We start from the raw sequence: 14,125 nt of genomic DNA, 5'->3' as shown, positions 1-14,125 counted from the left end.
TTTTCTGACGCAACGGCAATTCCTTACCAAAAGAGGGTCTACCAGAAGACCTTCTTTTGACCATAATTTATCCGCCTTCCTTACCGCTTCCCTTATCACTTGTTCGAGCCTTTAACGCTCAAACAGGTTAATACTTTTTTCATAGCCGAAAATTTCTATACATATGTGATCAAGATCACCCTGATAACTTCGTGTTGAATTTTTGTTGTTAAAAGCGGCGTAAACCCTTTGCCAGACAAGATCAAACTCATCACGAGCAACACATAAGACCAGCTATTTTTCAGAATATGGGCTATATCACTGCAATAAACCTTAAATAGCAGAACATATCGCCATTGAGGGCAAAATACGGGTGAATGCCAGTCAAAAAAACTCCCTTTACAGATCGTATGAAATTTAACGCTGAATAACATTTGTATGAACCGCCGATTATAGCGGCCCAGTTATATGTAACAGATTATTACAAACGTATTGCCAGACGGTGCAGGATAGTGAACATTACCCGCCGTTTCTCCTCCCAATATAACTATAAGGCGGATGGACTACGGCCATCACGCGATGAACACCCCCGTTAATATGGGATGTAAAAAAAGAGGTATATGTGTCGACTGCAAACAATAAACCAACAGATGAAAGCGTAAGTCTTAACGCTTTTAAACAACCTAAAGCGTTCTATCTCATCTTCTCTATCGAGTTATGGGAGCGTTTTGGTTATTACGGCCTGCAAGGGATCATGGCGGTTTACCTGGTAAAACAGCTGGGTATGTCCGAAGCAGATTCCATTACGCTGTTCTCCTCTTTCAGTGCCCTGGTGTACGGTCTGGTCGCTATCGGCGGCTGGCTCGGTGATAAAGTCCTCGGGACTAAACGTGTCATTATGCTGGGTGCGATTGTCCTGGCCGTTGGCTATGCACTGGTTGCATGGTCTGGTCACGATGCCGCTGTGGTGTATATGGGTATGGCGACTATCGCCGTCGGTAACGGTCTGTTCAAAGCGAACCCGTCTTCCCTGCTCTCTACCTGTTACAACAAAGATGACCCGCGTCTGGACGGTGCATTCACCATGTACTACATGTCCGTGAACATCGGTTCCTTCTTCTCCATGCTGGCAACCCCGTGGCTGGCCGCTAAATTCGGCTGGAGCGTTGCGTTCTCCCTGTCCGTTGTCGGTATGCTTATCACCGTGGTTAACTTTGCCTTCTGCAAACGCTGGGTGAAAGACTACGGCTCCAAACCTGACTTCGAACCGGTTCACATTGGCAAACTGCTGGCGACCATTGTCGGCGTGGTGATCCTCGCGGCAATCGCAACCTGGCTGCTGCATAACCAGGGCATCGCGCGTGCGGTTCTGGGTGTGGTTGCGCTGGGTATCGTGATCATCTTCGCGAAAGAAGCCTTCGCCATGCAGGGTGCCGCTCGTCGTAAGATGATTGTGGCCTTCATCCTGATGCTGGAAGCGATTATCTTCTTCGTTCTGTACAGCCAGATGCCAACGTCTCTGAACTTCTTCGCTATCCGTAACGTTGAACACTCAATCCTGGGTATCGCGTTCGAGCCGGAGCAGTATCAGGCCCTGAACCCGTTCTGGATCATGATTGGTAGCCCGATTCTGGCTGCTATCTATAACAAGATGGGCGACCGTCTGCCGATGCCGCACAAATTTGCTATCGGTATGCTGCTGTGTTCTGGCGCATTCCTGGTACTGCCGCTGGGTACGAAATTTGCGACTGACGCCGGTATCGTCTCCGTTAACTGGCTGATCCTGAGCTACGCGCTGCAGTCTATCGGTGAACTGATGATCTCCGGTCTGGGCCTGGCGATGGTTGCACAACTGGTTCCTCAGCGTCTGATGGGCTTCATCATGGGTAGCTGGTTCCTGACCACTGCGGGTGCCGCCATCATCGCAGGTAAAATTGCAAACCTGATGGCCGTGCCGGATAACGTGACTGACCCACTGGTCTCTCTGAACGTCTACGGTACCGTGTTCATGCAGATTGGTATTGCTACTGCGGTTATCGCGGTTCTGATGATGCTGACTGCGCCGAAGCTTAATCGCATGACTCAGGACGACGACAAGACGGCGAAAGCGACCGAAACCGCTACCGCATAATGTCACTGAGAAACGACTGAACAGAAGCCGCTAATGTATTAGCGGCTTTTTTTTTACCCGTTCGCGCACTAACATAGCTGAAACCTCAGCAAAAAGGAGTTACCGATGAAACTGTTCTACAAACCGGGCGCGTGCTCTCTTGCTTCCCACATTACCCTGCGCGAGAGCGGCAAAGATTTCACGCTGGATGGCGTTGACCTGATGAAAAAACGCCTGGAAAACGGCGATGATTTTTTTGCTATTAACCCGAAGGGACAAGTTCCGGCTCTGCTGCTGGATGACGGTACCCTGCTGACCGAAGGCGTGGCGATTATGCAATTCCTCGCCGATAGCGTGCCCGACAGGCAATTGCTGGCACCGGTAAGTACGGTTTCTCGCTACAAAACGCTGGAGTGGATGAACTACATTGCGACCGAGCTGCACAAAGGCTTTACCCCGCTGTTCCGTCCGGAGACGCCGGAAGAGTACAAACCGACCGTACGTGCTCAACTGGAGAAAAAACTGCAGTACGTTAACGCATCGCTGAAAGACGATCAGTGGATTGGGGGCGCGCGTTTTACGATTGCCGATGCCTATCTGTTCACCGTGCTGCGCTGGGCGCGGGCCATTAAGCTCAACATGGACGGGCTGGACCACATTGCATCGTACATGGATCGCGTAGCCGCGCGTCCTGCGGTGGCTGCAGCGCTTAAAGCAGAAGGGTTGAACTGACCGGCGCACTGTATTGCCGGGTGGCGCTGTCGCTACCCGGCTGACAGGAACGTGAACCGTTATAACCGGGTCGCGCTGAAGTAATGCTCCGGTTTCGCGATACGATCCTGTGCCGCGACCACCTGCAGTTCATACTCCTGCATCTCTTTTGTCGCCTTCATGATTTCGTACACCGCAGCAGTCATATGCTCAAGCGCATCCCGCAGCGTGGCTCCCTGAAGTAATTTCACCAGCAGCAAACCGCTTGTCACATCACCGACACCCACCGGCTGACGCATGCCGAAGTCCACCAGCGGACGGCTGATATGCCAGGCTTCGTCTTTCGTCACCAGCAGCATCTCAAAACGGTCCCTGCTCAGCCCTGCGCGCGCGAGATGTTTCACCAGGACAATCTCCGGCCCCTGGGCTATTAGCTCACGAGAAGCGCTTACCGCCTCTTCTACGCTATTCACCGGATGCTCGCAGAGAATTTCCAGCTCAATCAGGTTCGGCGCAATAATATCGCTAGCCGGCAGCGCGTGACGCACATGGAATTCAGCCACGCCGGGGGCCACGATACAGCCTTTCTCCGGATGCCCCATAACAGGATCACAAAAGTATTTCGCCGCCGGGTTTGCCGCTTTCACCTGGCGGACAATGCCCAGGATATGCTCTCCCTGCTCTGCCGAACCGAGATATCCGCTCAGTATCGCATCACAGCGTTTTAGCTGATCGATATTGGCAATGCCCTGCACAATGTCGGTGAGGTGCGAAGGCGGCATCACGCAGCCGGTCCATTGACCGTATTGTGTATGGTTTGAGAACTGCACGGTATTGAGGGGCCAGACGTTGGCACCGAGGCGGCGCATCGGAAATTCCGCGGCGCTGTTGCCAGCATGCCCAAAGACCACGTGGGACTGAATGGCGAGGATGTTCTTCATTTTTACTTACCAAACCCTGAAAAAACAAAAGGGGCGTGGTTTCCCACGCCCCTGGATACTTTTAATTATTTCCAGCAGACCAGACAGTAGTTTTTCTTACCGCGACGCAGAAGCGTGTAGCGGCCATACAAACGATCGCTGTCAGCGAAGGTGTATTCCGGGTCGGCCTGTTTTTCACCGTTAATGGTGATAGCGTTCGAGGCGATGGTTTTACGCGCCTGACCGCGGGATGGCTGCAGCTCGGAGTCCACCAGCGCCTGCATCAGGTCGGCACCTTTTTCCATCTCAACCATCGGCACGCCATCCTGCGCCAGCTGTTCGAAGTCCGCTTCGCTCAGATCGCTCAGCGTCCCATTGAACAGGCTTGCAGTAATGCGTTTTGCCGCGGCCAGACCTTCTTCACCGTGAACCAGTTTGGTCACTTCATCAGCCAGTACGTACTGAGCACGTGGCGCTTTACCGCTGTTTTTGTCTTCTTCTTCCAGAGCATTGATCGTCTCAATGTCCATAAAGGTGAAGAACTTCAGGAAGCGATAAACATCGGCATCTGCCGTGTTAATCCAGAACTGGTAGAATTTGTACGGGCTGGTTTTCTTCGGATCAAGCCATACCGCGCCGCCTTCGGTTTTACCAAATTTGGTGCCGTCGGCTTTGGTGATCAGTGGAACGGTCAGACCGAAGACCTGGTTCTGGTGCAGACGACGCGTCAGATCGATACCCGACGTGATGTTGCCCCACTGGTCAGAGCCGCCAATCTGCAGGCAGACGCCGTGCAGTTTATTCAGGCAGGCAAAGTCATAACCCTGCAGCAGGTTGTAGGAGAACTCGGTAAAGGAGATGCCCTGGTCGTCACGGTTCAGACGCTGCTTCACCGCTTCTTTGTTAATCATCTGGTTAACAGAGAAGTGTTTGCCAATGTCGCGCAGGAAGGTCAGCACGTTCATGCCGCCAAACCAGTCATAGTTGTTGGCCGCAATCGCAGAGTTGTCACCGCAGTTAAAGTCGAGGAAAGGCGCAACCTGTTTGCGGATCTTATCCACCCACTCCTGCACGGTGTCTTCGGTGTTCAGTTTACGCTCGGCAGCTTTAAAGCTTGGGTCGCCAATCAGACCGGTCGCGCCGCCAACCAGTGCGACAGGCTTGTGGCCCGCCATCTGGAAGCGTTTCAGGCATAACAATGGAACAAGATGCCCCAAATGCAAGCTGTCAGCGGTAGGATCGAAGCCGCAATAGAGCGCGATCGGGCCTTGCGCCAGTCGCTCTGCTAACGCTTCCTCGTCCGTCACCTGAGCCACAAGGCCCCGCTCTTGCAATTGTTTAATCAAGTTACTGCTTGCCATCAAATTCTCCATGTATAAACGACTGCACCTTTGCCGGTACACGACTTTTCGCCTGATGCGAAAGGTACATAGAATAAAGCGCAAGCGCGGCCTGCGCTAGCGCTTAAATCAACAAATTTCGGCGATTACGGTGCCAGCCTGTCGATTTTCCAGCCGCCATTTTCACGCTGGTATAAAAAGCGGTCATGCAGACGGTGTTCGCCGCCCTGCCAGAATTCCATCTGCTCGATCGGAATGCGGAAGCCCCCCAGAAACTGGGCAACGGAACTTCGCCCTGCTGGAATTTCTGCTTCAGTTCGAGGAATTTGCTTTCAAGCACGCCACGCGCCGAAATACGGCTGGACTGTTTTGAGACCCAGGCGCCAATCTGGCTGTCACGCGGACGGCTGTGGAAATACTTCACCACTTCCAGCGTGGAGAGACGCTCTGCTTTGCCGGTGACCATCACCTGACGCTCCAGCATATGCCACGGGAACAGCAGGCTGATACGAGGATTGTTTTCTAAATGGTGTGCCTTACGACTGCCCAGGTTGGTGTAAAACACCAGGCCTTTCTCGTCATAATGTTTGAGCAGGACGATACGCTGATACGGTTGACCGTTTTCATCTACCGTTGCGACAACCATTGCCGTTGGGTCGGCGAGTTTCGCTTCGCAGGCCTGTTTCAGCCAGCGTTCAAAAAGCACGAGGGGTTCGGCGGGAAGATCCTGGCGACGCAGGCCGCCTTTGGTGTATTCACGGCGCAGATGCGCAATTTGCTGCAGTTCGTCGTTATCTGACATGGCGTTAGCTGACATTGACATTGGGTGGCGCTATTGTGCGCCGCCCCTGTAAAAATCTCAACGCTTCGGATTTTCGAGCTGGCAATTGTTCAGCACAATACGGTCGCGTTTGTAGACGGTGGCACTGTCGCCTTTCGACCAGAAGACATAAATTCCGTCCGTGTAGCGTGCGCCGGAGGCAGAAATGCCCTGCTTGAGGGTGAGCAATTTGTTGTCGTAGACAAAACTGGCTTCCTGACGCGGATTGTTCAGCTTAACGGTCAGCGGTTTTTCATCACAGCGATACTCCAGGGTATCGGTCTGCATGCGATCAAGGAACTGGTTGTAGACGCTGCATCCTGACAGCAATAAAGGCGCGGCAATAAGAAGAAGTTTTTTCATGGGCGTATTCCGAAGACTTTCCTGGTCCTGGAGGGCATGGCTGCCCTCCTGTTTCATTCCATTCTAACGACCACACGCCGCGCTGAATTTCAGTTAACTCTGATTATGACGTGGATTCGCCGGGAAAATGGCCCCGAGGACGCTGGCCTCACGTGCGCCAGTCACCGACGGTAAATTGCCCGGAAGCCCGGCAATGGTGCGCCAGGCAAGCCAGGCAAAGGCCAGCGCTTCCATATCATCGCCGCTGATGCCGGCTTCATCGGTGGTCGTCACCTCGGTACCCGGCAATAACCCGGCAAGACGTGCCATCACCAACGGGTTACGGCTGCCACCGCCGCACACCAGCAGGCGTTCGCATCCACCGCTGAGAAGAACCTGTTCCGATATCGAAACCGCCGTTAACTCGGCGAGCGTCGCCTGGACATCCTGCGGTGCAAGTGCCGGGAACTGCGCCAGCTGACGTTCGAGCCAGCCATAGTTGAAATATTCGCGCCCCGTGCTTTTGGGCGCCGGTAGGGCGAAGTACGGATCGCTTAGCATGGACTGCAACAGCGGGATGATCACTTTGCCTTCGCTGGCCCACTGCGCGTCTTTATCATACGCCTGACCACGCTGACGCCAGATCCAGGCATCCATCAGCATGTTACCCGGGCCGGTGTCATAGCCGCGTACGGGTTGATCCGGGATAAGCAGAGACAGGTTGGCGATACCGCCAATGTTCAGCACCATTCGGCGCTCTGTCGGATGGGTCAACAATGCCTGATGAAAAGCGGGCACCAGCGGCGCGCCCTGCCCGCCAAGCGCAATATCGCGACGCCGAAAATCACCGACTACGGTCACGCCCGTCTTCGCCACAATCTGGTTGTTGTCGCCGATTTGCAGGGTATGCGGTGCATCGCCGACCGGCTCATGCCAGACCGTTTGTCCGTGACAGCCGATGGCGACGACATCCTGCGGGCGAAGCTTTTCTTTATGCATCAGGGCCAGTACCGCATCGGCAAACAGCGCCCCCAGCCGCACATCAAGCTGACCAAGCTGAGAAAGCGTCAGTTGCTGCCCCTGACAGACACTGAGAATGTCCTCTTTCAGCGCCAGGGGGATAGGCCAGGTCAGGCTCGCCTGCTGTGCCACCATGTTTTCATCAATAGCGGCCAGAACGACGTCTACGCCATCCAGACTGGTACCCGACATCACACCAATGTAGCGACCCGATTTCATGCGCTTTCCTTACGTTGCGTGGGCTAATGCTCTCCACTCAACCATAAACAGTGCCGCTTTGCTATCCGGCGATAATATTTTTTAACAATCTCAGACAGGTAACCTGCCGGGTGCCCGTTTATGTCTCGTTAAGTTAAATTCAAGTACAATTTTCTTATTGTTAGTGCAAAGATATGAACTATGGCCCCTTATGCCATATAATTTAGCCATAACGGATGCCCGCCATCGGGCGTTTTTGGTGAACAGGAGATTCAAATGATTTTACGTGTACTGGGCGTTTCGCTGATCGGTTTAACCCTTGCAGGCTGTGTGAATGACAGTTCACTTTCTGGCGACGTGTACAGCGCTTCTGAAGCCAAACAGGTTCAGAGCGTCACTTACGGTACCGTTGTTAACGCACGTCCTGTACAAATTCAGGGTGGCGATGACAGCAACGTGATGGGCGCCATCGGCGGTGCTGTGCTGGGTGGCTTCCTCGGTAATACCGTAGGCGGTGGCACAGGTCGTTCGCTGGCCACAGCAGCAGGTGCCGTTGCGGGTGGCGTTGCAGGCCAGGGCGTTCAGGGTGCAATGAACAAAAGCCAGGGCGTAGAACTGGAAATCCGTAAAGATGACGGCAGCACCATCATGGTAGTACAGAAACAAGGTAATACCCGTTTCTCTGCCGGCCAGCGCGTTGTTCTGGCGAGCAACGGAAGCCAGGTCACCGTTTCTCCACGCTAATTCAAACTGGATGTGGTCATCAGACCACATCCATTTAACAAATCCGTTTAGCGAAGCCAGTAAACAAATCTATTTACATATAATATAATTATCAGCAATATATTTACAAAAAACATTCCCGCCATGAATCATTAAGCGCGGTATATCTTGTTCCTGCGCAAAGTATTTACTCTCCACGCCTGTTACTCTCTTTCTCACTTTACATTTTTTAATTTTATTATTCCGTCAAATCCCTATGCTTGCACTACAACGATATTTTAAGAACCCTTATATTACATTCTGTTTTGGATGCATCGTCGTCGTTGGAATATTACAAGGTCTCTTTGTAAAACTGGTAGAATTAGTTCCTTCATTCTCACCGCTGCTATTCCCGACACTTACCATATTTTTGCTGGTATTCCACCTGTTTATTGCCTGCTTCATGGTCATGAAATACTGGTGCGACAGACGGCGGTTGTACCTTATCGCCCTCGCCTCGGCCTTCGCCGGGTCGACGATGCTGATGGCCGGTACCCTGTCCAGCTTCCCGTCATGGCTGGATCTCTATCAGTTCAATGTTGTCGACTATAACGACGCCATGATCTTCTTTATGTTCCGTCATATTCTTATGGCGGTGCTGATAATAGTCTCAGCGTTACTCTATTCCATTCGGGATTATCCCCTTTCACGCCCCGCGCATATTGCCGTGGTTATCGGTACAATGCTGTTTACGGTTTCTATGGTCGCCCTGGCCTGGTTCTGCTCCAGCCACTCGGCACTGATAACGCTGGATCTGGTGGATAATGAAACCCGGCAATTTATGGTTCTCTGGAGCCAGGTCATAAATATCTTTTTGATTCTTCTCTGGGTTGTGGCGTTAGCAACGTTAATGACGATTACCCGGGTGCGGAATCTTTTTTGGGTTGGCGGTAATTTCTTATGTGTCTGTTATGTCCTGACGCTCGCATTACTGTTAGCCGGCGGGCATGCTGAGGACACGTCCTGGTATCACGCTCGCTTATTCGAAACCGTGGCGACGCTGATGATTATTTTTGTCCTGCTGTACGACGTCTTTAACCTGTATCGCGACTCGCACATAAAGTATCAGCAGTCTTATCAGAACTCGATCCGCGACCCGCTGACGCGCCTCTACAACCGCAGTTATTTTTACGACGCCTTAAATCAGGCACTCAGCATCAGCAAAGCCAACCACCCTGTGTCGGTTATCGTCAGCGATCTCGACCGTTTTAAGCGCATCAACGACTGCTACGGCCATCTGCAGGGAGACAAAGTATTGCAGTTTGTCGCCAACCTGCTGATGGATTCCGTCCGCCCACAGGACATCGCGGCACGTATTGGTGGGGAAGAATTTGTCCTGATGCTGACCAATACTTCGTCGGAAGCAGCGTACCAGGTGGCTGAACGCATACGGCTAAAGCTGAGCAGTTTTGATAAGGTCAGCAGCGGCGGTCAGTTACCTGAATCCATCACGATTAGCATGGGGGTATTTACCGCCACCTCTCCGACGACGACCGCTGAAGCGTGCGTGGAGAATGCTGACAAGGCGATGTATGAAGCGAAAGAGACCGGGCGTAACCGTGTCGTTGTGTCGAGGTAAAAAAGGCCTTGCTGCTGCAAGGCCTTGTGATGGTGTCAGTCGCGTGACTGCAGCTCATGGATGTTCTGCTCAAGGCGCCCAATGAGGCTGATGAGCAGTTCAAGCTCTGCGGGTGAAACCCCGGAAAGGATTTCGCCGCGCGTTTTGGTGATAACGGCTTCCATTTCAGTAATGATAGGGGCCGCTTTCTCAGTGAGCTTAATCCGCTTAGCGCGACGATCGCTGGCGCAGGTTTGCCGGGAGATGAGTCCTTTCTCTTCCAGTTGGTCAAGCGTACGTACCAGTGACGGTTGCTCAATGCCGATCGCTTTTGCCAGTTGAATTTGTGACTGGTCGGGTGGCAGCTGATGAATGTTATGCAGCGTGACCCAGTGCGTCTGTGTCAATTCCAGAGGTTTCAGGCGATGGTCAATCAGAGCACGCCAGACGCGTACCAACCTTGCCAGATCAGAACCTAATGGCGATTCCAATTTCATCTCCTTATAATTAGCTTGCTAAGTTATTATACTGATTTTAGAATAGTGTGCAGCATTTGTATTGGCAAAACAAATGCAATACTGCATTCATCGAACTTAAAAGGATGACTTACACTGAATTGTGATGTTCCATCAGATTAAGACTCGCCCTCGCGGCATTTTGTTCACTGCAAAGGATCTCTGCCCGTGACGTTTTTTCAAAGCTCCGTGGGACTCCCCCTTCAGGACCTGATTTTCGGTGCGTCAGTCTACTTTCCGCCCTTGTTTAAGGCCGTCCTGGTCGGCTTTATGATTTGGCTCATAGCCCATCGCCTGCTTCGCGACTGGATGTACTCCGGCGAGATTTGGCACCCCATGTTAATGGATCTCTCCCTGTTTGCCCTTTCCGTATGCCTGGGCCTAGCTGTCTTGATTGTGTGGTGAATATGCCCCTGAAAACGCTGAAGTACTTTTCCACGCTGATTGTTCTTGCTCTGGCCCTGGTTGCCGGGTGGTGGCTCTGGAATTTTTATATGCAGTCACCCTGGACACGTGACGGCAAAGTGCGGGCTGAGCAGGTCAGCATTACCCCACAGGTTTCGGGCAGCATTACGACGCTTGTCGTGAAAGATAACCAGTACGTTAAAAAGGGTGACGTGTTATTCCGTATCGACGACACCCCCTATCATATTGCGATCCTTAACGCCCAGGCACAGCTGGCGAAGGCCCAGTCTGATTTAGCAAAAGCCAATAACGAAGCCAATCGCCGCCGGCATTTGTCGCGCAACTATATTTCCGCAGAAGATTTAGATACTGCCAATATCAACGTTAAGGCCATGCAGGCGAGCGTGAACGTCGCGGAGGCTACGCTCAAACAGGCGCAGTGGGAGCTGACACAAACCGTTATTACCGCGCCAGTCGATGGATGGATCACCAACCTGTCAGCCCGCGTGGGGAATTATGCCACCGCCGGGCAACCCGTTTTCGCCCTTGTCGACAGCCACTCGTTCTATGTGGTGGGTTATTTTGAAGAGACCAAGCTTCGCCATATTCGCGAAGGGTCTCCCGCTACCATTACGCTTTACAGCGGTTCGCAGAGGTTACAGGGTCACGTCTCCAGCATTGGCCGCGCCATTTACGATCAGAGTGTTGAAATGGATTCAGGCCTGGTACCGGACATCAAACCGAACGTGCCGTGGGTACGTCTGGCCCAGCGCGTACCGGTTCGTGTGGAGTTTGACCATTTACCGCAGGGCATAACGCTGGTCTCCGGCACAACCTGCACCGTCGCCATCGGGACCCGTTGATGAACCTGCAGGCCTTCTCCTGGCGAAATACGCCGTGGATGAAAGCGACACGTCCGCAGTGGCGCTATGCGCTGCGTAATGGCATTGCGATGTGTCTGGCGCTGACTGTCGCCTATTACCTCAACCTTGATCAGCCCTACTGGGCAATGACCTCTGCCGCGGTGGTGAGTTTCCCCACCGTCGGCGGGGTGATCAGCAAAAGTCTTGGACGTATTGCTGGCAGCCTGTTGGGTGCCACCGCAGCGTTAATCATTGCAGGTCATACGCTGAACGATCCGTGGCTTTTTTTGTTGAGCATGGCGATATGGCTGGGCTTTTGTACCTGGGCCTGCGCGCACTTTACGAATAACGTTGCCTATGCCTTCCAGCTGGCTGGCTATACCGCCGCCATTATCGCCTTTCCGGTGGTGAATGTGCTCGATACCACCGAGCTGTGGGACATCGCTCAGGCGCGCGTCTGCGAAGTAATTGTCGGTATTCTGAGCGGCGGTTTCATGATGATGATACTGCCGAGCACTTCCGATGGCACCGCGCTTATTACTGCCCTGAAGACCATGCATACCCGTTTACTGGAGCACGCAAGTCTGCTCTGGCAACCGGATACCAACGACGACATCCGTCTTGCGCACGAAAAGGTGATCGGCCAGATCCTGACCATGAATCTGTTACGCATTCAGGCCTTCTGGAGCCACTATCGCTTTCGTCGTCAGAACACCCTGCTGAACTATCTGTTGCATCAGCAGTTGCGTATGACCAGTTCAATCTCCAGCCTGCGCCGGATGCTGCTCAACTGGCCTACACCCCCTGCGCATACGCGCACCGTGATTGAAACGCTGCTTGCGGCGCTTGCACGCCCGGATGCCGACATCTACACCGTCGCGAAGATTATCGCCCCGCTCGCGCCAGTAGATGAGTACGATTACCGTCACCGCGCCTTCTGGCAGCGTCTCAACTATTTTTGCCGGTTGTATCTGCGCAGCAGCCGCTGGATTAACGCCGTGGAAAATGCCACCCCGGTCACCGAGTTCGCTGTCCCCGGTAGCCCGGCGCTGGCACGACACACAGACTCGATGGAGGCACTGTGGAGTGGTTTTCGTACCTTTTGCGCGCTCACGCTGGTTGGCGCGTGGAGTATCACCACCCAGTGGGAGTCAGGCCCTGCGGCCCTGACGCTTGCTGCTATCAGCTGCGTGCTGTACTCCGTCGCCGCGTCACCGTTCAACTCCCTCACGCTGCTGCTACGCACCCTGGTGCTGCTTTCGCTGTTTAGTTTTGCCGTGAAGTTTGGGTTGATGGTGCAGATAAGAGACCTGTGGCAGTTCCTTCTGTTCCTGTTCCCGCTGTTAACCACCATGCAGTTGCTGAAGCTGCAAATGCCCAAACTCGCGGGGCTGTGGGGACAGCTGATTGTATTTATGGGCTCGTTTATCTCCGTCACTAACCCGCCGGTTTATGACTACGCCGATTTTCTCAATGATAATCTGGCGAAGATCCTTGGCGTTGGGCTGGCGTGGCTGGCATTTGCGGTGTTACGTCCGGGTTCAGATGCGCGCAAGAGTCGCCGGCATATCCGCGAGTTACGCAGAGGTTTTGTCGACCAGTTGAGTCGAAAACCGCATTTACGTGAAAGTGAGTATGAATCGCTGGTCTATCACTATGTCAGCCAGCTCAATAACAGCCAGGACTCCCTTTCGCGCCGCTGGCTGTTGCGCTGGGGCGTGGTGCTGTTGAACTGCTCTCACGTGGTCTGGCAACTTAGGGCATGGGAAACACGGTCCGACCCGCTGTCGCAGGTTCGTGATGTCTGCATCACCCTGCTACGCGATGTCATGAGCGAACGCGGTGTCCAGCAGCGTCCACTGGAAACCACGCTTGCCGAACTTCAGCGAATTTGCGATACCCTTGCGCACCACCACTCGCCTGCAGCACGAGATTTAGCCTCGATAATCTGGCGCCTGCACTGCTCGCTGTCGCAGCTGGAACAGGCACCGGCTCCGGGTACAATTGGGGATCACATCACCCCGCAGGCATAGCGAGCCCCGCCACCGCCAAGCGGTTTTGGCTGATCGGACATATTGTCGCCGCCGACATGGATCATCAGCGCCTTGCCTTTCACTTCATCCAGCTTTTTCAGCCGCGGCGCGACGACGGGATCCGTGGCTTTGCCGTCGTTATTCACCACCAGCACCGGCAAATCGCCCAGATGTCCCATACCGTCAGGACCTTCATGTTTACCGGTATGTTGTGGGTCGAGGTGGCCGCCTGCCGCCTCCGCAGCCGAGGCTTTACCCTCTTTTAATGCGGGCTGACAGCTACCGTTGGCATGGACATGGAAACCATGTTCGCCAGGAGGAAGGGCTTTGAGATTGGGCGCGAATTCCAGTCCCTTGTCGGTTTCAGTGATTTTCACCGTGCCGATGGACTGACCTACACCCTGAGAGGTGACGAGATTCATTTCCACTTCATCACTGGCCGCCTGCGCACCTGCACAGACCACCAGCGTGACGAGAGCCAGAGTAAAACGCTTCATATGACCTCCACGGGTTGTTTTTTGCCCCTTAAGTTTATACCAGGGGCAAAGA

At 53.5% G+C, this 14,125-nt stretch carries 13 protein-coding genes and 1 pseudogene; 7 read left to right on the top strand and 7 right to left on the bottom strand.

All coding sequences use genetic code 11. The features are described from left to right. Nucleotides 1-601 precede the first annotated feature (601 nt). Together dtpA and gstA are read left to right on the top strand one after the other, a co-directional pair. On the top strand, nucleotides 602-2,110 hold the full coding sequence (gene dtpA, locus BH714_RS05930) for a dipeptide/tripeptide permease DtpA (RefSeq protein ID WP_014169796.1): 1,509 nt from the start codon (nucleotides 602-604) through the stop codon (nucleotides 2,108-2,110). A gap of 105 nt (nucleotides 2,111-2,215) precedes the next feature. After that, the gene (gstA, locus tag BH714_RS05925; protein ID WP_014169795.1) at nucleotides 2,216-2,821 is read left to right on the top strand and encodes a glutathione transferase GstA; all 606 of its coding nucleotides are present in this window, start codon (nucleotides 2,216-2,218) and stop codon (nucleotides 2,819-2,821) included. A 59-nt stretch (nucleotides 2,822-2,880) separates the two neighbouring features. Here the strand turns inward: gstA and pdxY are convergent, their stop codons facing one another. The 5 genes and pseudogenes from pdxY to anmK all read right to left on the bottom strand — a co-directional run bounded on the left by pdxY (nucleotide 2,881) and on the right by anmK (nucleotide 7,461). Continuing rightward, the gene (pdxY, locus tag BH714_RS05920; protein ID WP_040017313.1) at nucleotides 2,881-3,741 is read right to left on the bottom strand and encodes a pyridoxal kinase PdxY; all 861 of its coding nucleotides are present in this window, start codon (nucleotides 3,739-3,741) and stop codon (nucleotides 2,881-2,883) included. A gap of 65 nt (nucleotides 3,742-3,806) precedes the next feature. Beyond that, the gene (gene tyrS, locus BH714_RS05915; RefSeq protein WP_020884327.1) at nucleotides 3,807-5,081 is read right to left on the bottom strand and encodes a tyrosine--tRNA ligase; all 1,275 of its coding nucleotides are present in this window, start codon (nucleotides 5,079-5,081) and stop codon (nucleotides 3,807-3,809) included. Nucleotides 5,082-5,206: 125 nt separating this feature from the next. Continuing rightward, nucleotides 5,207-5,862: pseudogene (pdxH, locus tag BH714_RS05910) on the bottom strand (pyridoxamine 5'-phosphate oxidase). A 57-nt stretch (nucleotides 5,863-5,919) separates the two neighbouring features. After that, on the bottom strand, nucleotides 5,920-6,243 hold the full coding sequence (mliC, locus tag BH714_RS05905) for a C-type lysozyme inhibitor (RefSeq protein ID WP_020884329.1): 324 nt from the start codon (nucleotides 6,241-6,243) through the stop codon (nucleotides 5,920-5,922). A 93-nt stretch (nucleotides 6,244-6,336) separates the two neighbouring features. Continuing rightward, a complete protein-coding gene (gene anmK, locus BH714_RS05900; protein WP_020884330.1) occupies nucleotides 6,337-7,461 on the bottom strand; it encodes an anhydro-N-acetylmuramic acid kinase in 1,125 nt (374 codons plus the stop codon). Between the two features lie 255 nt (nucleotides 7,462-7,716). Between anmK and slyB the strand changes: the two genes are divergently transcribed. Together slyB and BH714_RS05890 are read left to right on the top strand one after the other, a co-directional pair. Beyond that, nucleotides 7,717-8,184 (top strand): outer membrane lipoprotein SlyB, encoded by a 468-nt coding sequence (gene slyB, locus BH714_RS05895; RefSeq protein WP_014169789.1) that lies wholly within the window; start codon nucleotides 7,717-7,719, stop codon nucleotides 8,182-8,184. A gap of 235 nt (nucleotides 8,185-8,419) precedes the next feature. Next, nucleotides 8,420-9,781 (top strand): sensor domain-containing diguanylate cyclase, encoded by a 1,362-nt coding sequence (locus BH714_RS05890; RefSeq protein WP_040017311.1) that lies wholly within the window; start codon nucleotides 8,420-8,422, stop codon nucleotides 9,779-9,781. A gap of 35 nt (nucleotides 9,782-9,816) precedes the next feature. On the opposite strand, the gene slyA is transcribed toward BH714_RS05890, so the two are convergent. Continuing rightward, nucleotides 9,817-10,257, bottom strand: a complete 441-nt coding sequence (gene slyA, locus BH714_RS05885; protein ID WP_014169785.1) for a transcriptional regulator SlyA — start codon at nucleotides 10,255-10,257, stop codon at nucleotides 9,817-9,819. Between the two features lie 186 nt (nucleotides 10,258-10,443). On the opposite strand from slyA, the gene BH714_RS05880 reads away from it, so the two are divergent. The 3 genes from BH714_RS05880 to BH714_RS05870 are packed head-to-tail and all read left to right on the top strand — an operon-like array spanning nucleotide 10,444 to nucleotide 13,576. Next, complete coding sequence (locus tag BH714_RS05880; protein WP_020884333.1) at nucleotides 10,444-10,680, top strand: DUF1656 domain-containing protein; 237 nt, start codon at nucleotides 10,444-10,446, stop codon at nucleotides 10,678-10,680. A 2-nt stretch (nucleotides 10,681-10,682) separates the two neighbouring features. Continuing rightward, nucleotides 10,683-11,543 carry an efflux RND transporter periplasmic adaptor subunit gene (locus tag BH714_RS05875; RefSeq protein ID WP_040017309.1) on the top strand — a complete coding sequence of 287 codons (861 nt, stop codon included), beginning with the start codon at nucleotides 10,683-10,685 and terminating at the stop codon, nucleotides 11,541-11,543. Beyond that, entirely contained in the window at nucleotides 11,543-13,576 is a 2,034-nt protein-coding gene (locus tag BH714_RS05870; protein WP_040017308.1) for an FUSC family protein, read from the top strand. Before BH714_RS05875 ends, BH714_RS05870 begins: the two co-directional genes overlap by 1 nt. Here BH714_RS05870 and sodC read toward each other — a convergent pair. After that, a complete protein-coding gene (sodC, locus tag BH714_RS05865; RefSeq protein WP_020884336.1) occupies nucleotides 13,555-14,073 on the bottom strand; it encodes a superoxide dismutase [Cu-Zn] SodC in 519 nt (172 codons plus the stop codon). The two genes, BH714_RS05870 and sodC, sit on opposite strands and share 22 nt — an antisense overlap. Between the last annotated feature and the right edge of the window lie 52 nt (nucleotides 14,074-14,125).

Source organism: Enterobacter ludwigii, assembly GCF_001750725.1.
In the GTDB taxonomy this organism is placed as follows: Bacteria; Pseudomonadota; Gammaproteobacteria; order Enterobacterales; family Enterobacteriaceae; genus Enterobacter; species Enterobacter ludwigii.
Note: the sequence above shows the minus strand (reverse complement) of the source record. Positions and strands in the feature narration are given on the sequence as shown.

What these genes read in the sequence shown, in the direction of transcription:
- gstA (WP_014169795.1), top strand. Translation starts at nt 2,216, where the DNA reads ATGAAACTGTTCTACAAACCGGGCGCGTGCTCTCTTGCTTCCCACATT.
- pdxY (WP_040017313.1), bottom strand. Translation starts at nt 3,741, where the DNA reads ATGAAGAACATCCTCGCCATTCAGTCCCACGTGGTCTTTGGGCATGCT.
- tyrS (WP_020884327.1), bottom strand. Translation starts at nt 5,081, where the DNA reads ATGGCAAGCAGTAACTTGATTAAACAATTGCAAGAGCGGGGCCTTGTG.
- mliC (WP_020884329.1), bottom strand. Translation starts at nt 6,243, where the DNA reads ATGAAAAAACTTCTTCTTATTGCCGCGCCTTTATTGCTGTCAGGATGC.
- anmK (WP_020884330.1), bottom strand. Translation starts at nt 7,461, where the DNA reads ATGAAATCGGGTCGCTACATTGGTGTGATGTCGGGTACCAGTCTGGAT.
- slyB (WP_014169789.1), top strand. Translation starts at nt 7,717, where the DNA reads ATGATTTTACGTGTACTGGGCGTTTCGCTGATCGGTTTAACCCTTGCA.
- BH714_RS05890 (WP_040017311.1), top strand. Translation starts at nt 8,420, where the DNA reads ATGCTTGCACTACAACGATATTTTAAGAACCCTTATATTACATTCTGT.
- slyA (WP_014169785.1), bottom strand. Translation starts at nt 10,257, where the DNA reads ATGAAATTGGAATCGCCATTAGGTTCTGATCTGGCAAGGTTGGTACGC.
- BH714_RS05875 (WP_040017309.1), top strand. Translation starts at nt 10,683, where the DNA reads ATGCCCCTGAAAACGCTGAAGTACTTTTCCACGCTGATTGTTCTTGCT.
- BH714_RS05870 (WP_040017308.1), top strand. Translation starts at nt 11,543, where the DNA reads ATGAACCTGCAGGCCTTCTCCTGGCGAAATACGCCGTGGATGAAAGCG.
- sodC (WP_020884336.1), bottom strand. Translation starts at nt 14,073, where the DNA reads ATGAAGCGTTTTACTCTGGCTCTCGTCACGCTGGTGGTCTGTGCAGGT.